General features: G+C 53.4%; 26 protein-coding genes and 1 pseudogene. 13 read left to right on the top strand and 14 right to left on the bottom strand.

What is annotated here, in order from left to right:
- The first annotated feature begins 50 nt into the window (after positions 1-50).
- Positions 51-248, top strand: a complete 198-nt coding sequence (locus G163CM_RS11205) for a YbdD/YjiX family protein (protein WP_015965413.1) — start codon at positions 51-53, stop codon at positions 246-248.
- Here the strand turns inward: G163CM_RS11205 and G163CM_RS11200 are convergent.
- Together G163CM_RS11200 and G163CM_RS11195 are read right to left on the bottom strand one after the other, a co-directional pair.
- Positions 245-331: pseudogene (locus G163CM_RS11200) on the bottom strand (helix-turn-helix domain-containing protein); the annotation flags it as partial. The gene G163CM_RS11205 and the pseudogene G163CM_RS11200 overlap by 4 nt on opposite strands.
- Positions 332-366: 35 nt before the next feature.
- Entirely contained in the window at positions 367-1455 is a 1089-nt protein-coding gene (locus G163CM_RS11195) for an oxidoreductase (RefSeq protein WP_231828221.1), read from the bottom strand.
- A gap of 114 nt (positions 1456-1569) precedes the next feature.
- Between G163CM_RS11195 and G163CM_RS11190 the strand changes: the two genes are divergently transcribed.
- Positions 1570-2730, top strand: a complete 1161-nt coding sequence (locus G163CM_RS11190; protein WP_231828220.1) for a pyridoxal phosphate-dependent aminotransferase — start codon at positions 1570-1572, stop codon at positions 2728-2730.
- On the opposite strand, the gene G163CM_RS11185 is transcribed toward G163CM_RS11190, so the two are convergent.
- From G163CM_RS11185 to dsbG, 4 genes are all read right to left on the bottom strand, one after another.
- A complete protein-coding gene (locus G163CM_RS11185; RefSeq protein ID WP_231828219.1) occupies positions 2731-3357 on the bottom strand; it encodes an IbrB-like domain-containing protein in 627 nt (208 codons plus the stop codon).
- Positions 3342-4565, bottom strand: a complete 1224-nt coding sequence (locus G163CM_RS11180) for a phosphoadenosine phosphosulfate reductase (protein ID WP_231828218.1) — start codon at positions 4563-4565, stop codon at positions 3342-3344. The genes G163CM_RS11185 and G163CM_RS11180 overlap by 16 nt, the downstream gene beginning before the upstream one ends.
- Before the next feature lie 150 nt (positions 4566-4715).
- Positions 4716-5630 carry a DNA-binding transcriptional repressor CitR gene (gene citR / locus G163CM_RS11175; protein ID WP_231828217.1) on the bottom strand — a complete coding sequence of 305 codons (915 nt, stop codon included), beginning with the start codon at positions 5628-5630 and terminating at the stop codon, positions 4716-4718.
- 204 nt (positions 5631-5834) lie between these two features.
- Positions 5835-6581, bottom strand: coding sequence for a thiol:disulfide interchange protein DsbG (gene dsbG / locus G163CM_RS11170; protein ID WP_231828216.1), 747 nt, complete (start codon positions 6579-6581; stop codon positions 5835-5837).
- 411 nt (positions 6582-6992) lie between these two features.
- On the opposite strand from dsbG, the gene ahpC reads away from it, so the two are divergent.
- Both ahpC and ahpF read left to right on the top strand, forming a co-directional pair.
- Positions 6993-7556 (top strand): alkyl hydroperoxide reductase subunit C, encoded by a 564-nt coding sequence (gene ahpC, locus G163CM_RS11165; RefSeq protein WP_015965404.1) that lies wholly within the window; start codon positions 6993-6995, stop codon positions 7554-7556.
- 191 nt (positions 7557-7747) lie between these two features.
- Positions 7748-9313, top strand: coding sequence for an alkyl hydroperoxide reductase subunit F (ahpF, locus tag G163CM_RS11160; protein WP_231828214.1), 1566 nt, complete (start codon positions 7748-7750; stop codon positions 9311-9313).
- 59 nt (positions 9314-9372) lie between these two features.
- On the opposite strand, the gene uspG is transcribed toward ahpF, so the two are convergent.
- The 4 genes from uspG to dcuC form a co-directional block, all read right to left on the bottom strand.
- Positions 9373-9801, bottom strand: a complete 429-nt coding sequence (uspG, locus tag G163CM_RS11155) for a universal stress protein UspG (RefSeq protein ID WP_015965402.1) — start codon at positions 9799-9801, stop codon at positions 9373-9375.
- A 179-nt stretch (positions 9802-9980) separates the two neighbouring features.
- Positions 9981-10391: a nucleoside diphosphate kinase regulator gene (rnk, locus tag G163CM_RS11150; RefSeq protein WP_015965401.1), complete on the bottom strand. Its 411-nt coding sequence runs from the start codon at positions 10389-10391 to the stop codon at positions 9981-9983.
- Between the two features lie 159 nt (positions 10392-10550).
- Entirely contained in the window at positions 10551-11357 is an 807-nt protein-coding gene (gene rna / locus G163CM_RS11145; protein ID WP_231828213.1) for a ribonuclease I, read from the bottom strand.
- An 89-nt stretch (positions 11358-11446) separates the two neighbouring features.
- Positions 11447-12817, bottom strand: a complete 1371-nt coding sequence (gene dcuC / locus G163CM_RS11140) for an anaerobic C4-dicarboxylate transporter DcuC (RefSeq protein WP_231828212.1) — start codon at positions 12815-12817, stop codon at positions 11447-11449.
- A gap of 382 nt (positions 12818-13199) precedes the next feature.
- On the opposite strand from dcuC, the gene G163CM_RS11135 reads away from it, so the two are divergent.
- The 7 genes from G163CM_RS11135 to cspE all read left to right on the top strand — a co-directional run bounded on the left by G163CM_RS11135 (position 13200) and on the right by cspE (position 20876).
- Positions 13200-13544, top strand: coding sequence for a DUF2946 domain-containing protein (locus G163CM_RS11135; protein WP_338050291.1), 345 nt, complete (start codon positions 13200-13202; stop codon positions 13542-13544).
- Positions 13545-13598: 54 nt separating this feature from the next.
- Entirely contained in the window at positions 13599-13931 is a 333-nt protein-coding gene (locus tag G163CM_RS11130; RefSeq protein ID WP_231828211.1) for a copper-binding protein, read from the top strand.
- Positions 13932-13943: 12 nt separating this feature from the next.
- Positions 13944-15200 carry a TolC family protein gene (locus G163CM_RS11125; protein WP_231828210.1) on the top strand — a complete coding sequence of 419 codons (1257 nt, stop codon included), beginning with the start codon at positions 13944-13946 and terminating at the stop codon, positions 15198-15200.
- Positions 15197-16633 carry an efflux RND transporter periplasmic adaptor subunit gene (locus G163CM_RS11120; protein WP_231828209.1) on the top strand — a complete coding sequence of 479 codons (1437 nt, stop codon included), beginning with the start codon at positions 15197-15199 and terminating at the stop codon, positions 16631-16633. The genes G163CM_RS11125 and G163CM_RS11120 overlap by 4 nt, the downstream gene beginning before the upstream one ends.
- On the top strand, positions 16630-19749 hold the full coding sequence (locus G163CM_RS11115; RefSeq protein WP_231828208.1) for an efflux RND transporter permease subunit: 3120 nt from the start codon (positions 16630-16632) through the stop codon (positions 19747-19749). Before G163CM_RS11120 ends, G163CM_RS11115 begins: the two co-directional genes overlap by 4 nt.
- A gap of 155 nt (positions 19750-19904) precedes the next feature.
- Entirely contained in the window at positions 19905-20474 is a 570-nt protein-coding gene (pagP, locus tag G163CM_RS11110; protein WP_231828207.1) for a lipid IV(A) palmitoyltransferase PagP, read from the top strand.
- A gap of 192 nt (positions 20475-20666) precedes the next feature.
- Positions 20667-20876 carry a transcription antiterminator/RNA stability regulator CspE gene (gene cspE, locus G163CM_RS11105; RefSeq protein WP_000034825.1) on the top strand — a complete coding sequence of 70 codons (210 nt, stop codon included), beginning with the start codon at positions 20667-20669 and terminating at the stop codon, positions 20874-20876.
- A gap of 59 nt (positions 20877-20935) precedes the next feature.
- Here the strand turns inward: cspE and crcB are convergent, their stop codons facing one another.
- Positions 20936-21313, bottom strand: a complete 378-nt coding sequence (gene crcB, locus G163CM_RS11100) for a fluoride efflux transporter CrcB (RefSeq protein WP_015965392.1) — start codon at positions 21311-21313, stop codon at positions 20936-20938.
- Positions 21314-21406: 93 nt separating this feature from the next.
- Between crcB and G163CM_RS11095 the strand changes: the two genes are divergently transcribed.
- Entirely contained in the window at positions 21407-22195 is a 789-nt protein-coding gene (locus tag G163CM_RS11095; protein WP_231828205.1) for a deaminated glutathione amidase, read from the top strand.
- Between the two features lie 127 nt (positions 22196-22322).
- Positions 22323-22529: a twin-arginine translocase subunit TatE gene (gene tatE, locus G163CM_RS11090; RefSeq protein WP_015965390.1), complete on the top strand. Its 207-nt coding sequence runs from the start codon at positions 22323-22325 to the stop codon at positions 22527-22529.
- Between the two features lie 226 nt (positions 22530-22755).
- On the opposite strand, the gene lipA is transcribed toward tatE, so the two are convergent.
- The 3 genes from lipA to lipB all read right to left on the bottom strand — a co-directional run bounded on the left by lipA (position 22756) and on the right by lipB (position 25820).
- Entirely contained in the window at positions 22756-23721 is a 966-nt protein-coding gene (gene lipA, locus G163CM_RS11085) for a lipoyl synthase (RefSeq protein WP_015965389.1), read from the bottom strand.
- Between the two features lie 199 nt (positions 23722-23920).
- Positions 23921-24874 (bottom strand): YbeF family transcriptional regulator, encoded by a 954-nt coding sequence (locus tag G163CM_RS11080; RefSeq protein ID WP_231828204.1) that lies wholly within the window; start codon positions 24872-24874, stop codon positions 23921-23923.
- A 274-nt stretch (positions 24875-25148) separates the two neighbouring features.
- Positions 25149-25820, bottom strand: a complete 672-nt coding sequence (gene lipB, locus G163CM_RS11075; protein WP_420851429.1) for a lipoyl(octanoyl) transferase LipB — start codon at positions 25818-25820, stop codon at positions 25149-25151.
- Between the last annotated feature and the right edge of the window lie 8 nt (positions 25821-25828).

Genomic DNA, 25828 nt, shown 5'->3' with positions numbered 1-25828 from the left:
GAGGGCGGGGTGAGGGGAACAAAACGCACCACAATCAATGAGAATTCACCATGTTCGACACGTTATCAAAAGCAGGAAAATATTTAGGCCAGGCCGCGAAAATGATGATTGGCGTGCCGGATTACGACAACTATGTTGAACATATGCGCGTTACCCATCCTGACCAGACGCCCATGACGTATGAAGAATTCTTCCGCGATCGCCAGGACGCCCGCTACGGTGGAAAAGGCGGCGCGCGCTGCTGTTAACCCTCTTTTGGCAGATACAGGCTAATTTGTTCCTGTTTACAGCCGTAAATCGCAGCCAGTTTTTCGCGCGTGCTGTTATACGGATTGACCATCGTCTGGTTCCATCAGGCATCATAGATTAACCCGCGAAGTTTTCCACTTTTTCAAAGGCTGCAAACAGCGTCTCCGGCGTCAGTTCGATGGGCAGGAAATGAATGGATTCTACCGGACGTAGCGTATGGGCGATGACTTTTTCGAGCTCCGCGCGGTTGTGAATATCGACGTCAAGCTGCGCAAGCGTAGTGGGTAAATGGAAGCGCTTGTAGGCCTGGACCAGTTGCGCCAGCACATCATCCTGACCGAGCAGGGCGCTTTGTACCAGAATACCGTAGGCGACCTTGGTGCCGTGGAGGAATTTCTCCGTTTGCGGCAGTACGGTGAGGCCGTTATGCACCGCATGCGCGGCGGCAACGCGAGTGAAGCGCTCGCCCAGGCCGCCAACCATACCACCGCCCGCGATAATGGCATCTACTACGTCGCGAAATGCCTGGGTTAATTTCCCCTGCTGCTGATCAATTAGCGCCTGCTCGCTGCTCTCCAGCAGCACATCCCGAATCGCCAGCGCGCCATTAATGCCCAGGCGTACCGTCAGCGGCAGCGTTTCCGGTTGCGGGGCGAGAACCACGGCTTCATACCATTTCGCTAAGGTGTCGCCAATGCCCGCCAGCAGATATTCCGCCGGCGCGTTGAGGATAATGCGCGGCTCGACCAGTACCAGGAAGTTGGCGTCGTCGAAAATCTCAAAATGCAGCGCCTGACCGGCATCGTTATACCACACGGAAAGCGGCGTCCATGCGGCGCAAGTCGCGGCGATAGTGGGGATAGCGACAAACGGTATATTCAGCCGGCGCGCAACGGATTTCACCGTATCAAGCAGCGCGCCGCCGCCTACGCCAATGACAACGCTGCGGTTATCGCCAGCCTGCGCGACCAGTGCGTTCACATCCCGTTCGCTACAGTGGCCGGTGAACAAAATCTGCGTTGATCCCGGTGCAGTGGCGCATTCCGGCAGATAAGGGCGTGCGCCTGCAATTGCTTTTTCGCCGTAAATCCACACCGCGCGGGAGAGTTGCTCCGGGCTGAAAAAATCGTTCAGACGTTGCAGGCTGTCGGGGTGCGAGAAGTAGTTGGCAGGGCCGGTGACCACGCGAATATCAGTTTGATTCATAGATGTTGTGCCTCAGGATATTATTGTTTTATAGACGTCTAAACGTCTTGATTGCCAAATACTAGCATCGTGTTATAGTGGCTTCAACACTGCATCACAGATGGAACAACAATAATGACGCACAACCCACTGATCCCACAGAGTAAATTACCTAATCTCGGCACCACCATTTTCACGCAAATGAGTGCACTGGCGATTAAACATCAGGCGATTAATTTGTCGCAGGGTTTTCCGGATTTCGATGGCCCGCGCTACTTGCAGGAGCGGTTGGCGCATCACGTTGCCGCAGGCGCGAACCAGTACGCGCCAATGACTGGCGTACAGGCGCTGCGCGACGCCATTGCCGAAAAAACCGGGGCGTTATACGGCTACACGCCGGACGCCAATAGCGATATCACCGTGACGGCAGGCGCGACGGAAGCGCTCTATGCGGCAATCACCGCGCTGGTGCGTCCGGGTGATGAGGTCATCTGTTTTGACCCGAGCTATGACAGCTATGCGCCAGCAGTGGAGTTGTCCGGCGGCGTACTTAAGCGCATCGCGCTACAGCCGCCGCATTTTCGTGTTAACTGGGCCGCGTTTCGCGCCTTACTGAGCGATAAAACGCGGCTGGTGATTCTCAACACGCCGCACAACCCGTCTGCCACCGTCTGGCATACGGCGGATTTTGCCTCACTCTGGCAGGCGATAGCGGAGCGGGAAATCTATGTACTGAGCGATGAAGTCTACGAACATATCTGCTTTGATCCGCAGGGCCACGCCAGCGTGCTGGCCCATCCGCAACTGCGTGAACGGGCTATCGCGGTCTCCTCGTTTGGCAAAACCTATCATATGACGGGCTGGAAGGTTGGCTACTGCATTGCGCCAGCGGCGATAAGTGCCGAATTGCGCAAAGTGCATCAGTATTTGACCTTTGCGGTAAATACCCCGGCGCAGCTGGCATTGGCGGATATGCTGCGTGCCCAGCCGGAGCACTATCGCCATTTGCCCACGTTTTACCGTGAGCGGCGAGATCTGTTTATTGAAGCGTTGAGAGAGAGCCGACTGGAAATTCTGCCCTGTGAAGGCACCTATTTCTTTCTAGCCGATTACAGCGCTATCTCTGATAAGGATGACGTGAGCTTCTGCCAGTGGCTGACGACCGAGGTGGGCGTTGCCGCGATTCCGTTATCGGTTTTTTGCGCCGATCCATTCCCGCATAAACTCATTCGTCTGTGCTTTGCCAAGCAGGAATCGACTCTGCTGGCGGCGGCAGAACGCTTGCGCCAGCTCTGATTATTTAACGGTCCAGGCCTGTGAGAAATTACGATCGCCGAACATTTCGAGCAGGCCGTTAATCTGCTTCAGACGCAGCACTTCGTCGCTGTCCATCCCCAGCTCTTTGCTGATTTTCTCATCGTCCCAGCCCAGACGCGCCAGTTCCAGCACGATATCCGACATCGCATTAATTTGATGTCGCCCACGCGCGCGGTTGTGTCGCACGGTGGCCGCCATGCGCGATGGCAACGTGGTGCTGCGGCTATCGATACTGGTGATGGGCAGGTAGCCTTTAAACTGCTTTTTCAAGGCTGGTTTGCTGCTGGCGAGCGCATAGCGGTGAAAACCATCCACAATTTCATACTGATGGCCATCTTTATCCATCACGACCAGCGGCTGTGTAAAACCGTCTGCCTCCAGCGATTTCTGTAGCAGTCGTTTTTCCGGCGGTGCCATGTTATTGGGATTGTAGGCGTTTGGTGCAATCTGTTCTTCTTTTACCCAAATCACACAATCCACAGGCTGATCGTTAAAGGGGCTCACGCCATGCAGTGCCTGGCGAAAGTGATTGATCGCTTCTATACGCGCCTCGACATCAAGCGATTCTAGCCAGGTGGTCATATCATTAATTAATTGTTGTTGCACAGGATCCCCCATTGTTGCCGTTTTTGGTTTATGCGCTCGCGGTAGCGCTGATAGTGGGTGGCCTTTGTCGGACTGAAAGAGAGAGCCCGGCACCAGTAATCGTTATTCAACAGAACCTTGCAGATGCGTCGCCAGGACGGGATATCTTTAGAGCCCACGTCGCCTTCCTGACTATCGGGAATGTCGTCCATACCCTGTTTTTGATACCAGTGCAGGTAAACCGCAATTTTATTGCGGTAATGCTCAGCGGTGGTTTGCGGCATGCTCTGCAACAAAAACATCGCATAGCTGCGCCAGCTGTGGTGCGCGGGCTTCTCGATTTTGCGATGACCATAAAACTGGTTATCGCGCCCGGCATATACACCGCCGCTGTGCACGCCGCTCACGCGCTGGCACATCGCGGCCCAACGCTCAGGTTCGAGTACATGATAGAGCCATAGCCCCTGGCGCTGTTCCGGCCCGAAGGGTTCACAAATGCGCATGTTGCGGGGTGGTACGCCAGCCTGGTACATCAGGTTGTACAAGGGGTTATAGCAGTGCTTAGTGCGGGCGAACCAGGTCCAGATATCCGCTGTTTTCCAGTCATAAATGGGATACACGTACCAGGCATGGCCGCCAGGCGCGGCGGTAGTCCAGGGTTTATCATCGGCGAAACGCTGCTTGCGCTGCGATGAGATGGTCAGGAATCGATTATAGGATTCATCGGCGCGGATCCCGACCAGCATGGCTGCCGGTCGTTGTTGTGAAAACCACTCCGCAAAGCTTTGGACAAAGCTTTCGAAAGTACAGCCCTGGCGATAAAACGGGAATATTGTCGGGTCGGTTATCGCGCCTTCTGGCGGCTGCCGTACCCATTGCGCACCTGGCTCCCAGCATTGCCATTCGGGTTCAAACTGAGTAAGGGCATTTTGTGTAGTAAGGGGAATCGCCACCCAATAGAAATTCTCGATAACATCTTTATAGAGATCGCGCATGCGTTCGCAATGGGTAATGGTACTGGAAAATTGCGCTTCCCAGTCGATAAACAGAACGCTGATTTTCTTACCCATTTCTCGCGCCAGCAGCGCGGTAATATGAAGCATTACCGTGGAATCTTTACCACCTGAAAAGGAGACGCAAACACGGGGGAAATTCTGTAAGGCCCAGGCTGCGCGATGCTGGCTGGCTTCCAACACAGTACAGGATAATGGAACCTTTAATAACGTCATTGTCGGCAATCCTTGCGAAATATGTGGCGTGATTTCTTGCTATCATATAACGACAAGGATGGCGAATGTAATATTTTAATTAATGGTTACTGTAAGATACATTTGTTGATAGATATGCATTATGAGTATGAATGTATATCAATAATCAATTCACTCAAATAATTCATTATACGTCGCGATTTTTTCAATCACTTTGGCGAATGATGGCGTGTTCATCGACGAACGATTATAGATAATGTATATCATTATCGACGGTAATGGTTCAGGTGTGCTAATTTCTCTCAGCCTGCTATGCTCACCTAAATAATCAAAAAATTCACGCGGAATAATGCCGATTAAATCGGTTTTCTGAATGATGTTGACCATACCAATAAGTGAATTAGTGCGTAATCCTGTGCGTCTGCCCAGGTACTGCTCATCCACTTCCGTCTGATAACCTTTAATACCCGGTTCTTCCGTTGTGTAAGTCGCGAAACGTTCCAGAAGAATCTCTTCCCGTGTTGCGCGTTCTCCCAAACGAGGGTGATCCTCGCGGCAGACTAACACCGTAGGCACCTCTTTAAAGGGTTCGCAGATTACCGAACGGTTAATAATAGGCGAGGTGCTTAAAACCAAATCGGCCTTTCTGTAACTCATTAAATCTTCGATGTTATCGGAGGTTGCGACGTAATCGTAATGGGCAACTTCTATGCTGGCATCGTCCAGCAAACGGGTTACGATATTGATAACGGGGCCGGAAATAAAAATCTGTGGACCATAAATCACAAAGCGCTTCGTTAGTTCCGAATGACTCATGATATTGATGGTTTTTTCCAGCTGTTCCAGATTGTCCGCGAGGTGATGATGCAGGTTAACGCCGACCGTTGTAGGCGTGATCCCTTTGCCAGAACGCACGAACAGCGGGTCGTTGAGCTGAATGCGCAAGCGCTGTAATGACTGGCTGACGGCGGACGGGGTAATAAACAGCGTCTCCGCGGCTTTACTGATGCTGAGATGTTGATAAATGCATTCAAAAATAACTAATAAGTTAAGATCGAACCGCTTTAGATCATAGAGGTTAGCCATTATGTTGTCCTTGTTATCGGTACAGATAGCAGAGAAGGCGCTGAAGCTATCCTGTACCGTGAAGATTATTAACATTCCATGTTTTCGTAAAACTTAAAGCACCTTACATCCTGACTAAATATATATCAGAAAATAGTGTTTTACTACTGATCATAGAAAACAAGGTGATTAATATTTTATTTTTATACAATCACCCTGGGTTAATTACTCTTCGCCCATCATGACCTTCAGTTTTTGGGCATCAGGCAGGCCGACGACCTGCTGTAACTGGCCTTCTTTATTCATATAGTAAATGGCGGGTGTGACGTTTGCGCCTAGGTCATCCATCAGTTTCTGATTTTCATTTAATGTACGCATCGCATCCGCTGCTGGGGTCGCGGGAAGGGTGAGCTTCAATTTTCCACCGGATTGCTCATAGTCATGCCAGGTTTTGGCAGGATCTTTCGTCGCCAGAATGGCCGCAGCGGTGTCCGGGCTTTCAGGTTTGATAACGCCAACCAACAATGTGCGAAGCTGCACTTTTCCCGCATCAACCCACGAACGCGCCTGCTGCCAGAACTGCTTGCAATACGGGCAGAACGGATCGGCGAAAACGTACAGGACGACCGGCGCGTCTTTTTTACCGTCCAGTAACCACGCGCTTTTTTCCATACGCTTCCACATTTCCTGCCCGGCTGGGGTATAAATCTCTTTCTGGAACAGCTGCTCACTGAGATTTTGCCCTTTCTCATCATACATATAGCCGGAAATGGCGTGTTTGCCGTCAGGTGTCACATAGATAGCCACGCCCATATCCTGATATTTACCGAGATAGCCTTTCATACCTGCGGGTGCGTCAAACGGTTTTATGATGGTAATACCCTGTTTTTCGATGGCTTTTACCGGCGCAGGGAGCTCTTCCGCGTGGGCGAACAGGGGGAGAAGGGTGAGGAGTAAAGAACGTTTTAGCATAGAAAATCTCTGTAAAATCAGTCCGTAAGATGAAAGGAATGGTGTAGCCTATCACAACCATAGATAAGACCAACCGGTGGTGGATTGCCCTTTGAAGAGTGGGGTGATGTAATCCCTTAGCTGTTACAACCTTTGTTAAGGTAATGTAGAGCGCAACATATAGCCAGCCTGGCTGGCGCTGAATCCACCGACGGGTGTTCAGGTAACGGGGCCGCCTGAAGAGGGGGCCTTTTTACTTTACGCAGATTAGACGGGTAAGGGGCGTTTCGTGCCTTACTCATTTTCAGGTTCACAATGTTGTCTTGAGTCGGTTGTAAGGTAACGCTTATTGATTTGATAATGGAAACGCATTGGCCCTATCAACCAAATTTCGTTAACTTACAACTCAACGAAAACACGGAGGAAGTATAGATGTCCTTAATTAACACTAAAATCAAACCTTTCAAAAACCAGGCATTCAAAAACGGCGAATTCATCGAAGTAACCGAGAAAGATACCGAAGGTCGCTGGAGCGTATTCTTCTTCTATCCGGCTGACTTCACCTTCGTTTGCCCGACTGAACTGGGCGACGTAGCAGACCACTACGAAGAACTGCAGAAACTGGGCGTGGATGTGTACTCTGTCTCTACCGACACCCACTTCACTCACAAAGCATGGCACAGCAGCTCTGAAACCATCGCGAAAATCAAATACGCGATGATCGGCGACCCGACTGGCGCCCTGACCCGTAACTTCGAGAATATGCGCGAAGACGAAGGTCTGGCTGACCGTGCGACCTTCGTTGTTGACCCGCAGGGTATCATCCAGGCTATCGAAGTTACCGCTGAAGGCATTGGCCGTGACGCATCTGACCTGCTGCGTAAAATCAAAGCAGCACAGTACGTTGCTTCTCACCCAGGCGAAGTTTGCCCGGCTAAATGGAAAGAAGGCGAAGCAACTCTGGCTCCGTCTCTGGACCTGGTCGGCAAAATCTAAGTCTTTATTGCCCGGCGGCGCGACCCTTGCCCGGGCCTACAAATGTAGGCCGGGTAAACGCAGTGCCACCCGGCAACCAACGGGTGCTTAGCACCCGTTTTTCTTCCCCCACGCACTATGATGCAAGTTGCATCCAGGCCGCCCGAATGAGGCAGCTTGCATGATGATGTATTTAGCCCAGGAGATTAACAATGCTCGACACCAACATGAAAAACCAGCTCAAAGCCTATCTTGAAAAGCTGACCAAACCTGTTGAGCTGATTGCCACGCTGGATGACAGCGCCAAATCGGCAGAAATCAAGGAACTGCTGGCTGAGATTGCTGAACTGTCAGATAAAGTGACCTTCAAAGAAGACAACCAGCTTGCCGTTCGTAAACCGTCGTTCCTGATTACCAACCCAGGTTCCCACCAGGGGCCGCGTTTTGCTGGCTCCCCGCTGGGGCATGAGTTCACCTCGCTGGTACTGGCGCTGCTGTGGACCGGCGGTCATCCGTCGAAAGAAGCGCAGTCTTTGCTGGAACAGATCCGTAACATCGACGGCGATTTTGAGTTCGAAACCTATTACTCGCTCTCGTGCCACAACTGCCCGGACGTGGTGCAGGCGCTGAACCTGATGAGCGTGCTGAACCCGCGCATCAAACACACGGCGATCGACGGCGGCACCTATCAGAACGAAATCACCGAACGTAACGTGATGGGCGTTCCGGCAGTGTTCGTGAATGGTCAGGAGTTTGGTCAGGGCCGCATGACGCTGACGGAAATCGTAGCGAAGATTGACACCGGTGCAGAAAAACGCGCAGCGGAAGAGCTGAGCACCCGCGATGCTTATGAAGTGCTGATCGTGGGTTCCGGCCCATCCGGTGCCGCTGCCGCTGTCTATTCAGCGCGTAAAGGCATCCGTACCGGCCTGATGGGCGAACGTTTTGGCGGTCAGGTACTCGATACCGTTGATATTGAAAACTATATCTCCGTACCGAAAACTGAAGGTCAGAAACTGGCTGGCGCCCTGAAAGCTCACGTCAGTGAATATGATGTTGATGTGATTGACAGCCAGAGCGCATCGAAGCTGATTCCGGCGGCGCAGGAAGGTGGCTTACACCAGATTGAAACCGCGTCTGGCGCCGTGCTGAAAGCGCGCAGCATCATCATCGCAACCGGTGCAAAATGGCGCAACATGAACGTGCCGGGCGAAGATCAGTATCGCACCAAGGGCGTAACCTATTGTCCGCACTGCGATGGCCCGCTGTTTAAAGGCAAACGCGTTGCGGTTATCGGTGGCGGTAACTCCGGCGTGGAAGCGGCAATCGATCTGGCGGGCGTGGTTGAACACGTTACGCTGCTGGAATTTGCACCGGAAATGAAAGCGGATCAGGTTCTGCAGGATAAAGTCCGCAGCCTGAAAAACGTCGATATCATTCTGAATGCGCAAACCACGGAAGTGAAAGGCGACGGCAGCAAAGTCACCGGCCTTGAATACCGTGACCGTGTAAGCGGTGATACGCATCAGGTTGAACTGGCGGGGATCTTCGTTCAGATTGGCCTGCTGCCGAACACCACCTGGCTGGAAGGCGCGATCGAGCGTAACCGGATGGGTGAAATCATCATCGATGCGAAATGTGAAACCAGCGTCAAAGGCGTCTTTGCCGCGGGTGACTGCACCACCGTTCCGTACAAACAGATTATCATCGCCGCCGGTGAAGGCGCGAAAGCGTCACTCAGCGCCTTTGATTATCTGATTCGTACCAAAACGGCATAAAAAAAGAAGTAAGACGACACCTGCAAAAGTAAGAGGCTACCGAAAGGTAGCCTCTTTTTTTATCTCACCACCATCACCGGCACATGGGCGTGGCGAATAACGCTGGAGGCATTCGAGCCCAGCAGGTGAGTAGAGATGGACGGGTTACGGGAACCGATAACCACCACGTCTGCTTTCAGTTCTTCAGCGAGCTCGTTCACCACGTCGCGAACGCTGCCGATGCGCACGTGCAGTTTCAGGCGCTCGGGGTCGATACTGAAGTGGCTTTTCATCGTTTCTAAACGGTTGATCGCTTCCTGATGAAGATGCTCTTCAAAGCGACGCACATCCGCCGCGAAACGGCTCATGGTGTAGCTGGCCGAGCCGGGCAGCACGTGGAGCAGATGAATGATCCCATCCTGCTGCGCCAGAAATTCAGCGTGAGCGATAGCCTTATCACTCAATTCCATCTCGAATACGTCAACGGGCATAATGATTGTCTTGTACATATGCATTCCTCCTTGTCTCTGTATTTGATATCAAAGCATATTATGATTTTTTAGTTTGTCATTGATATCTCAAATTTATCGTTCGCTGCGTGGAAGGGTGTAAAGTTTTTTCAATATCGCCAGAAGCAGCCGCCAGAGACAGAAAGAGGATGCCGGGGCATCCTCTTAATTCATCGCAATTAGCGTTGGTAATCACCGGCTGCTTCCGGCTGGTAGAGCAGTTCCAGCACCTCCAGATGCGTGGACGTGCCGCCGGGGAGTTCCCAGTGAATCGTGCTACCGACGCGCAGGCCAATCAGCGCTGCGCCCACCGGGGCCAGCACGGAAAGCTGCGTGTTGCTGTCTGTCATTTGCGCAGGAAATACCAGAGTTCGTACGCGCTCTTCGCCGCTGGTCAGATCGCGAAATCTCACCTGGCTGTTCATGCTCACGACATCAGGCGGAACCTGTTCCGGCGGGCACATTTGTGCGCGGTCCAGTTCGTCGTTCAGCGCGCCAGCCACCGGAGAGTTTGCGTAAGCAGGTAGTTCCAGCAGTCTGTCGATACGCTCCGCATCGAACTCATTAATGATGATGGCAGGTCTGGTCATAGTTACTCCATGTCGTTCCAGAAACGTCTTTCCAAAAGAAAACCCTCACCGCCAGCGGCAAGGGTTCATCTCACACCATCATACGCATTCAATCATCAGGTTTGAAGTGATACAACGCACATTCAATCACTGAAAATTATCGATTTATCTCGATTATTGTCAGTATCCCACTTTATCCAGCACAAACTGTTTACCGCAGTTGCCTGGGTGCGGCTGAGGCAGGAACGACGCGGCAGAAAGTGGCGCATTGATGTTCCCGGCTTTAAGCGAAATTTGCATTTCGGTAAGGTAGCTCGGGTTGCCATTACAGGTCAGTTTAAACGCTTTGACGTTCTCTTTGCCAAAGGCGCTGGCGACGGCGGCATCAAAGTCGCTGCGCTTCACTTTTTGCCCATAACTGGCGGCTAAAAATTGCCCCAGCGCGCTGGCTTTCACTTCGCTGTTCAGGCGCACCATGGTGCCGAAATACGCGTCAGGGTCGAAACCAAAGCAGACGCCATGTTTGGCATATTCATAACGCTCAAGGCAGGATTTTCCACCGCTGCCGGGCATCACGCCGTTCAGCTTGTTTGCCATTTCCAGCGATAAACCGGTTTCGGGGGCTGAACATTTACGGCTGCCTTTGGCTTCGGGCATATTCGGAATCGGGCGCGTCGCACAACCAAAGCGCATCCAGCGGCCTTCATCCACGCCGCGAGAGGCGATAGATTTTGGCAGCCCCGGCCAGAGGCCGTGGACGGTGAGATGATCAGCTTTGTTGGCCGTCTCTTTCTGGATTTTGCACTCCTGTGGCTCTTTGCGATTTCTGTCGTTCATGCTTTGACAAAAACCGGTTTGCCACGAAAGCGCCAGCACATAGCGGTCAAAATCACCATATTGCGTGGGGGTAAGGGGGGCAGCGCTGGCGCATTGCGCGACGAGCAGCAGGGTGCCGACGCATCCGGCCAGAAGATCCTTCCTGAACATAGTACGTATCCGGGGTGTTAACGATTCAAGGCAATTATTAAAGCATAAAAAAGGCGTCCTCAGACGCCTTTTATCAGTTTAGCGAATACTTACAGTGCACTACCCGGCACCAGAATTTCAGTCGCGATGATCACCACGACCAGGCCAACCATCACCGGAACAGACGTGCGTTTCACCACTTCGAACGGCGAGATTTTTGCCATCCCGGCCACCGCAACCACGACGCCGGAAACCGGGGAGATGGTACGGCCAAGGTTGGATGCCTGCAGCATCGGAATGGAAAGATAAGCCGGGTTGATACCCGAGGTGTGCGCAAGCTTAGGGATCATTTCGACGAACGCGTAGAACGGCGCATTACCGGAACCGGTGGTCATCGCCGCCAGCATGGTCAGAACCACCAGTACCAGCATCAGAATAATGCTCGCGGAACCGAACGAGGTGGCGATGGAAATCAGGCTATCGATAAAGCCGATCGTGCTCAGGCCCTGGGCAAAGACGCCCGCCGCAACCAACAGCATCACCACGCCGGCGAAGGCGTCCGCCATGCCGCGATAGGCCACTTCCAGGCCGGAGAAGACGTTCTGCGTGTTGAAACTGCGGCAGAATTCCAGCACCGCCGCCAGCAGCATGCAGATAACCAGAATGGTAATAATGTGCAGCTGCGGGCCCCATTTACCGTCAAAAATCAGCACGCCGATGATCGGCGCGAACGGCAGAATGGCGTAAAAGCTCGGCGCGGTGGTGGTGATTTCATTCACATCGAGCATTTCATGGGACACGTTCTCTTTTTTATCGAGATAGCGCTGCCAGAAGAAGTGGGCAATCGCCATCGCGATAATCGCGGCGATTGAGATTGGGAGCGTCGTTTTAAAGGCGAAATCGATTAACGGCATCTCCGCCGCTTTGGCCGCCAGCACGACGTCGCCGGAGGTAGGCGACAGAATAATCGCCGCCGGAGAAGCGCAAATCGCGGCAGCCGCACCCCGGCTAATACCGACGTTAACCATCACCGGGAACAGCGTCGCCATTAACAATACGCCAAGGCCTGTTGCGGATGACACAGCCAGCGACATCAGGCAGGCGACGAAATAGGCGGCAATCATCAATAAATAGGGCGAGTTAATATAACGCAGCGGTTTTGAAGCCAGTTTTACGACCATGTCGTTGGCGCCAATATGGGTCATATAGGCGGCAAAACCACACAGCATCATGATCATCATGCCGAGGTCGCCGCCGCGGCTCATCAGCAGGATCTTGATGTATTCAACGATATCCGTTGCGGAATAGCCGGTGCTTGCTTCGCTGGCGGGTAACACTTTATGGCCCATCAGCGCGCTTGCGATCAGCAATACAATCCCGCCGACGAACAATACGCCGGTGGCGGAAAAGCCTTTAATGATATAGCGGGCAACGCCCACAATGACCACAACCCCAATCAGGAGCTCAAATGCCGTTAACATGAGTATACCTATCACCATTGTCGAAAATATGCGCTACAAATGGCGCATAAAAAAGAATAATAAAGGGAATGTGCCGAAATAAGCGACAATACTTGCTGATGGAAATCAATAAAATGATTATTTGTAGTAATACAACAGGCAATTGATCGAGTAAATCACAAAGCTGAAAACCTCTTGATTATAGCGGTGCAGGGCGTATTCGAAAGCAATAAGTGAATTAATTGTTATAATTATTTCCAGTTTGTTGAATCGTAAAGCAATTAAAAAAGTCTTTATTTCACGAATATTGCCTGCGTATACTCCGGTTACTTTCATTAACCGAATCGTGATTATGTACGCATCCTGGAACTGGCGCTTACGCTTCATCAGAAAACATTTTCTGATGCTTCTGCTCGCGTTCGGTTTTTGGTTTATCCAGTGCCAGGTAGCAATTGCTTCTCATGACTGTCAGTTAAGCCCGGCGGGCGAGGCGGCGATGATCCAGCATATGGATCACCAGATGTCATCGCATGCGACGGAAAACAACATGTCGCTGTGCGGGCAACACTGTGTGCCCGACTCCTCGCAAAAAACGCTCGATAACTCCTCTTTAGTCGCGATTCCGGTGGTTTCCAGCCTGGCGTTAGTTATGCCGACTTGTGAAGCCGCTCAGGAAGACGCGTGGTCACTGGCACCTCCCGCCGCAGGGCCTCCGGCAACGATCCGCTTTTGCCGGTTCCGCGAATAGAAACCTGATAATCCGTTTAACTATCAATTAATTAACGATTATCAGGAGTTTACTATGTCTGCAATTTATACTCGTGCGCTGGCTGGCGTACTGTTTGCGGTATCTGCATTTTCCGTTTCTGCGCACGATATGAGCGCACACGCCACAATGACCATGCCGTCCGCCGCCAGCTGGCAGGGGGAAGGTGTTATCAAAAAAGTGACCCCCACTTCCATCACCATTGCCCATCATCCCATCCCCGCGCTGAACTGGCCTGCGATGACGATGCAATTTGCTCAACCGACAAGCCAACCCGTGACCGCGCAACGCGTGGGCGAGGAGGTGGATTTCACCTTTACCGAAGGTGATAGCGGTTACCAGATTGTATCCCTGAACCCGCACCGCTAAGCCGGAGGTGACATGAAACAACGCACGTTGAGCCTTTGGCTCGGCGGAGTGTTGCTTGGGTTTTTTGGCTCCGCCGTGCAGGCGGAGTCATGGACACTCACGCAAACTCTGTCGCAAGCCCAGCGCTATTCCGCCGAACTTTCTGCTAATCGCAATGAAGCCAGAGCGCTGGAAAATATGGCCGATTCCGCCGGTGAATTGCCGGATCCGAAACTGAAATTTGGCATTGAAAACGTCCCGGTGCAGGGCAGTAATAATCAACGTCTGACCCGCGAAGGGATGACCATGCAGCGCGTGGGCATCATGCAGCGCTACGTCAGCGCCGAAAAACGCGAACGCAAAGCGCAGACGTTACAGGCGCAGGCGCAAAGCGTTAGCGCGAAATCAGAAGCGATTCGCGCCGCCCTGCAACGCGACACCGCGCAGGCGTGGCTCGATCTCGCGCTCTCGCAAAAAGCGCTGCAATCGGCCAAAAAGCTGGTGGTGGAAACCGAGCGACAGCAGGGCACGCAGCGTGCCAGCGTCGGCAGCGGAACCGCTGCGCCGGACAGCGTACTGGCGCTGAAGGTGACGTTGAATGCCATGCGCAATAACGTCACTCTGGCGGAGCGCGATGTGCAGGTGGCGCGGGCAAAACTGATGAAGTTTACCGGTCAGCCGATTGAATCGGTTTCCGGCGCGCTCCCGCCGTATCAGCGCCTGCCTGCGGATGAAGCCACGCTGCTGGCCGGTGTGGATCAGCACCCGGAAGTGATTGCCGCCGCGCGGGAAGCCAACGAAGCCAAAGCGCGTTCGGCGCAGTCGGCGGTGGCTGCCATCCCCGATGTCGATGTCGAGGTGTACTACGGCCATCGCTCGGAAGGGTATGACGATATGGCGGGCGTGATGTTTACCGTCGATTTGCCGCTGTTCAAAGATAAACGGCAGGATAAAGATTACGCGGCGGATGTCTCTCGCACTATGCAGGCGAACGACCAGCTTTCGCTGACCGAGCGCGATCACGCCGCCCAGATTAGCTCGCTGATTGCCGAATATCAGGCCGCGCAAAATATCTGGTTGCGCCTGCGCGATGAAACACTACCACTTCAGCAGCAGCGTCTTTCCTTACTGACCGCCCAGTATCGCGCCGGGCAGTCTGACCTTTCCTCCTTGCTGGCCGCACGTCGCGATGTGCTGGACAGCACCCTTGCCACCAGTCAGGCCGAACGCGACGTCGCCCGCACCTGGGCGGCCATTCACTATTTAATTCCGCAGGAGCTGGCGCTATGAACAAGAACTTACTGACGCTGGCGATTGTGGCCGTACTGGCGGCGGGAGCGGGCTATTACACCGGGCATCGTAGCCCGGCGACAGACTCCGCCGCCCCGGATTCTACAGCGCGCAAAGTGCTTTACTGGTATGACCCAATGGTCCCCGGACAGCGTTTTGATAAGCCGGGGAAATCACCGTTTATGGATATGCAACTGGTGCCGCGCTATGCCGATGAAACGCCGGATAACGGCGGCGTTAGCATTAGCCCGCAACAGCAGCAAAGTCTCGGCATGCGGATCGGCAGTGTGGAAAAACGTGCGCTGGTGCAGCCTTTTTCCGCATTTGCCACGGTCACCACCGATGAGCGTAGCCTGCAAATTATTCCGTCTCCGGCCAACGGCGTCGTCGAGAAACTGTTTGTTCGCGCCCCGCAGCAGTGGGTGAAAGCCGGTGAGCCGCTGGCGCAGCTGTGGATCCCCGATTGGACGGCGGCGCAGCAGGAGTATCTGGCCGTGCGTCAACTTGGCGATGCCGCGCTCAGCCGGGCCGCTCGTGAGCGCCTGACGCTGACCTTTATGCCGGAATCCGTGATTCGCCAGGTGGAACGCAGCGGCAAGCCGCAGTCGCGGATGGTGCTGCGTGCCGAGCAGGAGGGTTACGTGTCGAAACTCGACACGCGTGAAGGTGCACAGGTGACCGCTACCGCGCCGCTGTTTGAACTGGCAAGCCAGGACCCGGTATGGGTGGTGATTGATTACCCACAAACCCAGGCGCAACGCCTGACGCCGGGCAGTGACGTCGTGGCGAGTGCTGACGGCTGGCCGGGCGAGCAGTTCCACGGCAAGGTGAGCGAACTGCTGCCGCAGATGGACACCACCACGCGTACGCTGAAAGCGCGCATTGTGCTGGATAACCCGCAGCACAAACTGAAGCCCGGTATGTTTTTAACCGTGAGTTTGCAGGATGAATCCGCGCAGCCGCCGGTGCTGGCTATTCCGGAAGAAGCGCTGATTGCCACCGGCAGTGAAAATCGGGTGATTGTCGCCACCGGCGACGGGCACTTCGCACCGGTACGTGTCACCACTGGCGTAACCGCCAACGGCTGGACGGAAGTAAAAGAGGGGCTGAAAGAGGGCGATAAGGTGGTGACCTCCGGCCAGTTCCTGATTGATTCCGAAGCCAGCCTGCGCAGCGCCTTGCCGCAGGAAACGAAAAAGGTGCCAGAGTATGTTGGTAACGGCGTTGTCAAGGCCATCGAAGGGAACACGGTCACGCTGTCTCACCAGCCGATTCCCGCGCTGCATTGGGGCGCGATGACCATGGACTTCATCCTTGATGCCCGTGCGGCAAAACCAAAAACCGGCGATAACATCATGTTCCACTTTACGCTGGATGATGAACAGGGGCCGCTGATTTCACAATGGATGCCAATGACGGGAGGCGAGAAATGATTGCCGCCGTGATTCGTGCTGCGTTGCGTAATCGCCTGCTGGTGATTTTCGCGGCGCTGGGGATGGCACTGTGGGGCGCATGGGCGGTGCAGCGCGCGCCGCTGGATGCACTGCCGGATCTCTCTGATGTGCAGGTGATCATTCGCGCCAGCTATCCGGGAAAAGCGCCGCAGATTATTGAAGATCAGGTCACTTATCCGCTTACCACCACCATGCTTTCGGTGCCTGGCGCGAAGACGGTGCGTGGCTTTTCGATGTTTGGCGACGCCTATGTATACGTGTTGTTTGAAGACGGTACCGACCTTTACTGGGCGCGTTCGCGCGTGCTGGAGTATCTGAGCCAGATTCAGGCGCAAATGCCGGAAGGCGTCACGGTGGCATTAGGGCCAGATGCCACGGGCGTGGGCTGGATTTACGAGTATGCGCTGGTTGACCGCACGGGCAAACACAGCCTTGCGGATCTGCGCGCGCTCCAGGACTGGACGCTCAAGTACGAGCTGAAAACCGTACCCAACGTTTCGGAAGTCGCCAGCGTCGGCGGGATGGTGCGCCAGTATCAGGTGATTGCCGATCCGACGCGGATGCGGGCGCTAAACGTGACGCATCAGCAAATTGTCGATGCGCTGAAATCCGCCAACCAGGAGGGCGGCGGTGCGCTGATGGAGATGGGCGAAGCGGAATACATGGTGCGCACCACCGGTTATCTGCATTCGCTTGATGAGTTCCGCAAGGTAGTGGTGACCAGCCGCGATGGTGTGCCGGTGCTGCTGGCGGATGTCGCCGATGTGCGGATGGGGCCGGAAATTCGGCGCGGCGTCGCGGAGCTTAACGGCGAAGGGGAAGTGGCCGGCGGCATTATCATCATGCGTTATGGCAAGAATGCCCGTCAGACCATTATGGACGTGAAAGCGAAACTTCAGTCGCTGCAAAAAACCTTGCCGGAAGGCGTGGAGATCGTCCCGGTTTACGACCGTTCGCAGCTTATCGACCACGCGATCGAAACGTTAACCCATAAGCTGATTGAAGAGTTTATCGTCGTTGCTCTGGTGTGTACCCTGTTTCTGTTCCATTTCCGCTCGGCGCTGGTGGCGATTGTCTCGCTACCGCTGGGCATACTTGGTGCGTTTATCGTCATGCACTATCAGGGGATCAACGCCAACATTATGTCGCTGGGTGGGATTGCGATAGCCATCGGTGCCATGGTGGATGCGGCGATCGTGATGATCGAAAACATGCATAAAGTACTGGAACAGTGGCGACACGATCATCCCGATAAAACGCCTTCCGGCCCTGATTACTGGCACATTGCCGGGCAAGCGGCGACCGAAGTGGGGCCCGCGCTGTTTTGCAGTCTGCTGATCATCACGTTGTCGTTTATTCCGGTCTTCTCGCTGGAAGCGCAGGAAGGGAAGATGTTTGCGCCGCTGGCATTCACCAAAACCTGGGCGATGGCGATGGCTGCGGGGCTTGGCATCACCTTAGTGCCGGTGCTGATGGGCTATTTTATTCGCGGAAAAATTCCGGATGAGCAAGCCAACCCGATCAACCGCTGGCTGATTCGCGCCTATGAACCGCTGCTTGATAAAGTGCTGGCCTGGCCGAAGGCGACACTGGCGCTAGCGTTGCTGCTGCTGGGCATGACGCTCTGGCCGCTTAGCCAGTTGGGCAGCGAATTTATGCCGCCGCTCGACGAGGGGGATTTGCTCTATATGCCGTCTACGCTTCCGGGTATTTCTGCACGCGAAGCGAGCCGCCTGCTGCAACAAACCGACCGGCTGATTAAAAGCGTGCCGGAAGTAGCGAGCGTGTTTGGTAAGGCCGGGCGCGCGGAAACGGCAACCGACCCTGCGCCGCTGACCATGCTGGAAACCACCATTCAGTTTAAACCTCGCGACCAGTGGCGACCGGGCATGACGCCGGACAAACTGGTTGAGGAGCTGGATAAAACGGTGAAAGTACCGGGGATTGCCAACGTCTGGGTACCGCCGATCCGCAACCGTCTCGATATGCTGGCGACAGGCATCAAGAGCCCGGTGGGGATCAAAGTGAACGGGAACAACCTGGCGGATATCGAACGTGTCGCCCGCGAAATTGAGCAGGTGGTAAAAGGCGTGCCTGGCGTGACGTCCGCGCTGGCCGAGCGGCTTTCCGGCGGACGTTATGTTGATATCGCCATCAATCGCCAGCAGGCAGCGCGCTATGGCGTGTCGGTGAAAGAGCTGCAATCGCTGGTGTCGACGCTGGTGGGCGGCGAGAACGTTGGTCAGACAATCGAAGGGCGCGAACGCTATCCCATTAACATCCGTTATCCGCGCGAATGGCGCGATAATATCGACAAACTGCGGGCAATGCCGGTGGTGACGGCCAATGGTAGCCAGGTGGCGCTCAGCGAACTGGCAGATATTCGTATCACCGAAGGCGTGCCGATGCTGAAAAGCGAGAATGCGCGTCTGTCGAACTGGATCTATGTCGATTTACGCGGACGCGATCTGAAGTCGGCGGTGGATGAGATGCAGCAGCGTGTCGCGGAGCAGGTGACTTTGCCGCAGGGAGTAACGCTCTCCTGGTCCGGGCAATTTGAATATCTTGAACGCGCTACGGCAAAACTGAAAATAGTCCTTCCGGTAACCTTAGTGATTATTTTTACACTACTTTGGTTAACCTTTAGACGTATTTCAGATGTATTACTGATAATGGGAACACTTCCCTTTTCGCTGATTGGCGGCGTCTGGCTGTTATGGCTGCTGGGATATAATCTTTCCGTCGCCGGTGCGGTAGGATTTATCGCGCTTGCAGGCGTATCTGCTGAATTCGGCGTGATTATGGTGCTCTATTTGAATCACGCGCTTGAGAAACATCGTAAATCCGATCCTGATGGCGGTACGCCACTATTAATGCGCGCGATTCATGAGGGGGCGGTGCTGCGTGTACGTCCGAAAGTGATGACGGTGGCGACTATCATGGCGGGCCTGCTGCCTATCATGTGGGGCAGCGGTACGGGCTCGGAAGTGATGAGCCGGATTGCCGCGCCGATGATCGGCGGGATGATTTCCGCACCGTTACTCTCGATGTTGGTTATTCCTGCGCTTTATCGCATCATCCACCGTAAACAATGAATACAAGCACCCTGCGGGGTGCTTAATTACTTTACTTTATTTACTAAGAATTACCCTAAAATAAAGAATAACCCGATATTGTTAAGCCTTGATTAAGGTTAGCATTGGTACGCTATTTCTATTATGTAATAAGCTTTGGTAATGCTAACGTGTTAATGCTCAAACGAATTTATTTAGTGGCTGCGCTAATTGCGGCTCAACTCTGCATTCTGCCTGCAGCGAATGCCTCATTTACCGAATCGGTGCGCAACGGCTTCTCCACGCTCAACGATAATATTGCGCAAACCTGGGATGAGCCCCAGCATTACGATCTCTATGTTCCGGCAATCACCTGGCATGCGCGCTTTGCCTACGATAAAGAGAAAACCGATCGTTACAACGAACGTCCATGGGGCGCGGGTTTTGGTGTCTCACGCTGGGATGAAAAAGGGAACTGGCACGGCATCTATCTGATGGCGTTTAAAGACTCCTGGAACAAATGGGAGCCAATTGGCGGCTACGGCTGGGAGAAAACCTGGCGACCGCTAAGCGACGATAATTTCCGTCTGGGTCTCGGCTACACCGTCGGGGTGACGGCGCGTGACAACTACAACTATGTGCCGATTCCGGTGCTGCTGCCGATGGCGTCAATCGGCTATGGCCCGGCAACCTTCCAGATGACCTACATACCGGGTACCTACAACAACGGTAACGTTTACTTCGCCTGGATGCGCTTCCAGTTTTAATCCTGGTTTTGCGCACGGGAGCAGTGGGGTTGACTGGGTTGCTAACAAACTCGAATTAAAGTCAACCCCCGTATAAAAGTTAGAGACATTTATCACTTTTTAGCTAACCTGCACTAGACAAAACGCAGCATTATTGTTGTACTGATACCTGACACAGCATTTGTGTCGTTTTTTCATATAAAGGTAATTTTGATGTCTAAGATTAAAGGTAACGTTAAGTGGTTTAATGAGTCCAAAGGATTCGGTTTCATTACTCCGGAAGATGGCAGCAAAGACGTGTTCGTACACTTCTCTGCAATCCAGACCAATGGTTTCAAAACTCTGGCTGAAGGTCAGCGTGTAGAGTTCGAAATCACTAACGGTGCCAAAGGCCCTTCTGCTGCTAACGTAATCGCTCTGTAATCAGCGCATTAGCAGTCAGAATTCAAAACCCGCCTAATCGCGGGTTTTTTTTCGTCCATTTATCGGCTGGCGTTAAACAGCCAGAAGGCCAGGGCGGTCATCGCAAACGAGCCCAGCAGATTAACCCCGACATTCAGCAGTGCCCATCCCGGCTTCCCCGCCTGTAACAGAAAGACCACTTCCGCCGAAAAGGTGGAGAAGGTGGTTAAACCGCCGCAGAACCCTGTGGTGATCAGCAGTTTCCACATTGGGTCGATATGCGTCATTCGGTTAAACCACGCCAGCCCCGCACCAATGATAAACGCGCCCAGCAGGTTTGCCGTTAGCGTGCCAATCGGCAGCGCATGATGCATAGGGTTGAGCCGGGTGCTGAGCATCCAGCGCGCGACGCTACCGGTTCCGCCGCCGATAAAAACTGCCAGGAGAACGTTGAACACCTGATTTTTCCTGTTTTCAAACCATCGAAGTGGGTGAGTTTAGCGTTGAAGCTGCTAATCTTGCCAGAACCAACGTAAAAAAGAGGACGTCATATGTGGGTTGCTGCGGGTCAATTTAGCGTTTCTGCCGACTGGCAGGCCAACGCGCAGGAGTGCGTCGCGCTGATGCGCACGGCAGCAGAACGTGGCGTCTCATTGCTGGTACTGCCTGAGGCGTTGCTGGCGCGCGACATCGCCGACCCCGATCTCAGCGTGAAATCCGCTCAGATGCTCAATGGCGGCTTTATGCAGCAACTGAAGGCTCAGAGCCGTCAGGATAACCTGACGACCATCCTGACGCTGCACGTGCCCTCTACGGCGGGCAGGGCCGTGAATACGCTAGTGGCGCTGCGTGGCGGAGAGGTGATTGCGCAGTATCAGAAGCTGCACCTCTATGACGCGTTCAACGTGCAGGAGTCCAGGCTCGTGGATGCCGGTAGTGTAGTGCCGCCGCTGCTTGAGGTTGGCGAAATGCGCGCGGGGTTAATGACCTGCTACGATCTACGCTTTCCGGAACTGGCGTTAAGCCTGGCACTTCAGGGCGCCGATCTGCTGGTTCTACCGGCGGCATGGGTTCGCGGGCCGCTAAAGGAGCATCACTGGTCAACGCTTCTGGCGGCACGCGCGCTGGATACGACCTGTTATATCGTCGCCTCGGGCGAATGTGGCAGTCGGAATATCGGCCAGAGCCGTATTATCGACCCGCTGGGTGTTACGCTCGCTGGTGCCGGAGCGACGCCGCAACTTATAATGACGGAAGTCTTTCAGCAGCAGGTGCAAGAGGTTCGCGCACAATTACCGGTATTAACCAACCGGCGTTTTGCGCTACCGCAATTACTGTGACGTTTTTTTAAACAACACTTGATTCACCTTGTTACAGATTGCTATTGTGTGCGCGCGGTAAGATGACCGTTAATACGCTATGGTCATTTAACGCATTTTGCAGCCTGTTTTAGAGAAGAAGGTATCTATGGGTGAGATTAGTATTACCAAACTGCTGGTTGTCGCAGCACTGATTGTTCTGGTGTTTGGTACCAAAAAATTACGTACGCTGGGCGGCGATTTGGGCTCAGCAATCAAGGGCTTCAAGAAAGCCATGAACGAGGATGACGTCAGCGCCAAGAAGAGCGTTGATGCGGATGACATCCCGGCGGAAAAACTCTCTCACAAAGAGTAAGCAGCAGACATTGAATAGGGCATGCGGATAAATTCTGCGTCAAGCAGGTGCATGCGTTATAGCAGGCGATAGTTGCCTGTAAAAAAGGCCAACGCGAAAACGCAATGGCCTTTTTTGATACCTGAAATATGACGAAAGGTATTAAGTTGCAATCAGATGTTTCTAATGCCGGTATAAAAAAGCCGCTGCTTAAAAGCAACGGCTTCGTAAAACGCTGCGTCTGCGTTTATTTCACTTCCATCCCTTTCGCCTGAAGATCGGCGTGATAGGAGGAACGAACGAACGGGCCGCATGCGGCGTGGGTGAAGCCCATCGCCAGCGCTTCCGCTTTCATCTCTTCAAACTCATCCGGGCTCACATAACGCTGTACCGGCAGGTGATGGCGGCTTGGCTGCAAATACTGACCCAGCGTCAGCATGGTGACGCCGTGGCGACGCAGATCGCGCATCACTTCGATGATTTCTGCGTTGGTTTCACCCAGGCCGACCATCAGGCCAGACTTGGTTGGGATTTCCGGGTGCGCTTCTTTAAAGCGTTCCAGCAGCTTCAGCGACCAGTTGTAATCCGCGCCCGGACGCACCTGGCGGTAGATACGCGGCACGTTTTCCAGGTTGTGGTTAAAGACATCTGGCGGGGTTGCCGTCAGGATCTCTAACGCGCGATCCATACGACCACGGAAGTCAGGAACCAGCGTCTCAATTTTAATCGTTGGGCTTTTCTCGCGGATGGCGCTGATGCAATCGGCAAAGTGCTGAGCACCACCGTCGCGCAGGTCATCACGGTCAACGGAGGTGATGACCACATAACGCAGCGCCATGTCGGCGATGGTTTGCGCCAGTTTGCCTGGTTCGTTGGCATCCGGCGCGACCGGGCGACCGTGGGCAACGTCACAGAACGGGCAACGGCGGGTACAGATAGCACCCAGAATCATGAATGTCGCGGTGCCGTGGTTAAAACATTCCGCCAGGTTCGGGCAAGAGGCTTCTTCGCAAACAGAGTGCAGGCCATTCTTGCGCATCGCCGCTTTGATACCCTGAATACGGGAGGAGTCCGCCGGAAGTTTGATTTTCATCCACTCGGGTTTGCGTAGCAGCGCTTCGCGCTCGGTGGCCACGTTTTTGACCGGGATAAGTGCCATTTTATCGGCGTCGCGGTACTTAACACCGCGTTCCATCACAATGGGTTTACTCATAGCGTGCGTGTTCCAGTTGCGAGTCTTTAAGGAAAGCGTTTCAATTCAATGAAATGTTGCATTTATCAACTATTTTTGAATTCATTGTAAGCAGTATACCATTGAAACGGGTGTCAAAGCAGCCTGCCAGTGCGGCAAATTGTAAAATAGTTGTTGTTTTATGCTTTTTAGTTATCGGACGGGCTAACTGTTTTCGCGTTCAGAATGCCTGGCGAATGACATCAATGATACCCTGTAAAACCGGATCTCGCAGGCTGAGCTTGTTGTAATGCAATGAAAACTCGACTTCTTCTTGCTGAATGGGCGCAAAATCAATGCTGGCCAGCGGCCAGCACTGGCGAAAGAGAGAGAAGAACCGACGCGGCATGATCCCCAGCAGGTCGCTGCCGCCAATCAGTGACGCAATGGTGAACAAATTGTAACTGCTGAAACTCACCTGTCGGTCTGGCAGCATCTCATGAATACGTTTATGCAGGCTGCTGTGGCTGCTGCCATCGGGCGTCAGCAGCGTATATTCATATGCCTTCAGCAATGTCAGGGTGACCGGCTGCTGTAAAATGGGGTGCCCATGGCGACAAACCAGCACCAGCGGGTCGCGGAACAGCGTGTGGCTGTAAAGCGCAGGCATTGTCTGAGCATGACTGTCGATGATTAAATCCGTCTGGAACTGGCTGAGCTGGTTGCCTGTGTCGATGATGGCAATATTACGTACCAGAATCTGCGGGTAGTTTTCTTTAATGGCCTGGTAAATCGCAGGCATGATAAGCGCCCCGACGGAGGGCGGCGTACCAATGGTGAGGATACGCTGTTTATCATAACTGCCGGTAAGATCCAGCGCGCCAAGTATCGACTCCAGCCCCTGGCTAATATATTCATGCAGATGAGTGGCATAGGCCGTTGGCGTCACTCCCTGACCTTTACGGATAAAGAGCGGATCAGGGAAAAGACCACGCAGTTTTTGAATCGACTGGCTGATGGCAGACGGCGTGATATTTAACACTTTCGCTGCGTTAACAATCCCCTTATGGACATAGACCGCTTCAAAAATCGTCAGCAAATTAAGATCAATATTACGCAAGGTGCGGAAAATCTGGGTTGTATCATTATCGATACGAGGCGGTGATTTATTTTCTAACGATTGCTGATGTTCCACTCTATTTACCCTGTATATATTCACCTGGTGAATACTTTGTTACTTGTGTTGTTATTATTATCGGTTGTGCAAAAATATTAATTTCGCTATTTTTTTATTTTAATCTTATATATTCAATGAGTTATCTTTATTGTGTGGTTGCTGTGGAAGTCTTTAATGTTAATTTCTTATGATTGACTGGAGAGAAAATATAGAAGTTTGATATTCTTGTAAAGAGGAAGGGGAGGGAAATATCCACAGCCCAACGATAATGCCAGGCCGGGAGGGAAATATATTAAGCGTGAATATATTCGTGCGGTGGATTGTTTAGCAGCGCTAAAAAATGCGAGACTAAAAGCGGTGCAATATTGTCAGGCGTGGCATCAGCTTTCCACTGCTGTACCTGAGTCATCTCCATACCGGCGTAACCACAAGGATTAATGCGCAGGAAGGGCGATAAATCCATCGCAATATTCAGCGCCAGGCCGTGGAACGAACACCCTTTACGAATACGCAGCCCCAGAGAGCAGATTTTTTTCTCACCCACGTAAACACCCGGCGCATCGGCGCGCGGATGCGCGTCAATACCGCATTCCGCCAGGGTATTCACCACCGTTTGTTCCAGCAGCGTCACCAGTTCACGCACGCCCAGCTTACGACGCTTCAGATTCAGCAACACGTACATCACCTGCTGACCCGGCCCGTGATAAGTCACCTGGCCGCCACGGTCGCTTTGAATGACGGGGATATCGCCCGGCACCAGTACATGTTCCGCTTTACCGGCCTGACCTTGAGTAAAGACAGGGTGATGCTCAACCAGCCAGATTTCATCGAGCGTGGTGTCGTCGCGTTGATCGGTGAATTCATGCATGGCCTGCGATACGGGTTCGTACGGCTGTAAGCCAAGCTGGCGGATGAGAAGGGTATTGGTGTCCAAAACAGCATCTCCGTAGAGAGAGGAATTCATGGACGAGG

Source organism: Pseudocitrobacter corydidari (genome assembly GCF_021172065.1).
Taxonomy (GTDB): Bacteria; Pseudomonadota; Gammaproteobacteria; order Enterobacterales; family Enterobacteriaceae; genus Pseudocitrobacter; species Pseudocitrobacter corydidari.
The sequence above is the reverse complement of the archived record's forward strand: the minus strand, read 5'-3'. Positions and strand labels throughout refer to the sequence as shown.

Bases quoted from the DNA above. Each gene is read 5' to 3' on its own strand.
- pagP (WP_231828207.1), top strand. From the start codon at position 19,905: ATGCTCAAACGAATTTATTTAGTGGCTGCGCTAATTGCGGCTCAACTC.
- uspG (WP_015965402.1), bottom strand. From the start codon at position 9,801: ATGTACAAGACAATCATTATGCCCGTTGACGTATTCGAGATGGAATTG.
- lipB (WP_420851429.1), bottom strand. From the start codon at position 25,820: ATGAATTCCTCTCTCTACGGAGATGCTGTTTTGGACACCAATACCCTT.
- ahpC (WP_015965404.1), top strand. From the start codon at position 6,993: ATGTCCTTAATTAACACTAAAATCAAACCTTTCAAAAACCAGGCATTC.
- G163CM_RS11095 (WP_231828205.1), top strand. From the start codon at position 21,407: ATGTGGGTTGCTGCGGGTCAATTTAGCGTTTCTGCCGACTGGCAGGCC.
- dcuC (WP_231828212.1), bottom strand. From the start codon at position 12,817: ATGTTAACGGCATTTGAGCTCCTGATTGGGGTTGTGGTCATTGTGGGC.
- G163CM_RS11180 (WP_231828218.1), bottom strand. From the start codon at position 4,565: ATGACGTTATTAAAGGTTCCATTATCCTGTACTGTGTTGGAAGCCAGC.
- dsbG (WP_231828216.1), bottom strand. From the start codon at position 6,581: ATGCTAAAACGTTCTTTACTCCTCACCCTTCTCCCCCTGTTCGCCCAC.
- lipA (WP_015965389.1), bottom strand. From the start codon at position 23,721: ATGAGTAAACCCATTGTGATGGAACGCGGTGTTAAGTACCGCGACGCC.
- G163CM_RS11125 (WP_231828210.1), top strand. From the start codon at position 13,944: ATGAAACAACGCACGTTGAGCCTTTGGCTCGGCGGAGTGTTGCTTGGG.
- G163CM_RS11115 (WP_231828208.1), top strand. From the start codon at position 16,630: ATGATTGCCGCCGTGATTCGTGCTGCGTTGCGTAATCGCCTGCTGGTG.
- G163CM_RS11135 (WP_338050291.1), top strand. From the start codon at position 13,200: ATGCTTCTGCTCGCGTTCGGTTTTTGGTTTATCCAGTGCCAGGTAGCA.
- ahpF (WP_231828214.1), top strand. From the start codon at position 7,748: ATGCTCGACACCAACATGAAAAACCAGCTCAAAGCCTATCTTGAAAAG.
- G163CM_RS11130 (WP_231828211.1), top strand. From the start codon at position 13,599: ATGTCTGCAATTTATACTCGTGCGCTGGCTGGCGTACTGTTTGCGGTA.
- cspE (WP_000034825.1), top strand. From the start codon at position 20,667: ATGTCTAAGATTAAAGGTAACGTTAAGTGGTTTAATGAGTCCAAAGGA.
- G163CM_RS11205 (WP_015965413.1), top strand. From the start codon at position 51: ATGTTCGACACGTTATCAAAAGCAGGAAAATATTTAGGCCAGGCCGCG.
- G163CM_RS11120 (WP_231828209.1), top strand. From the start codon at position 15,197: ATGAACAAGAACTTACTGACGCTGGCGATTGTGGCCGTACTGGCGGCG.
- G163CM_RS11190 (WP_231828220.1), top strand. From the start codon at position 1,570: ATGACGCACAACCCACTGATCCCACAGAGTAAATTACCTAATCTCGGC.
- tatE (WP_015965390.1), top strand. From the start codon at position 22,323: ATGGGTGAGATTAGTATTACCAAACTGCTGGTTGTCGCAGCACTGATT.
- rnk (WP_015965401.1), bottom strand. From the start codon at position 10,391: ATGACCAGACCTGCCATCATCATTAATGAGTTCGATGCGGAGCGTATC.
- G163CM_RS11195 (WP_231828221.1), bottom strand. From the start codon at position 1,455: ATGAATCAAACTGATATTCGCGTGGTCACCGGCCCTGCCAACTACTTC.
- rna (WP_231828213.1), bottom strand. From the start codon at position 11,357: ATGTTCAGGAAGGATCTTCTGGCCGGATGCGTCGGCACCCTGCTGCTC.
- citR (WP_231828217.1), bottom strand. From the start codon at position 5,630: ATGGCTAACCTCTATGATCTAAAGCGGTTCGATCTTAACTTATTAGTT.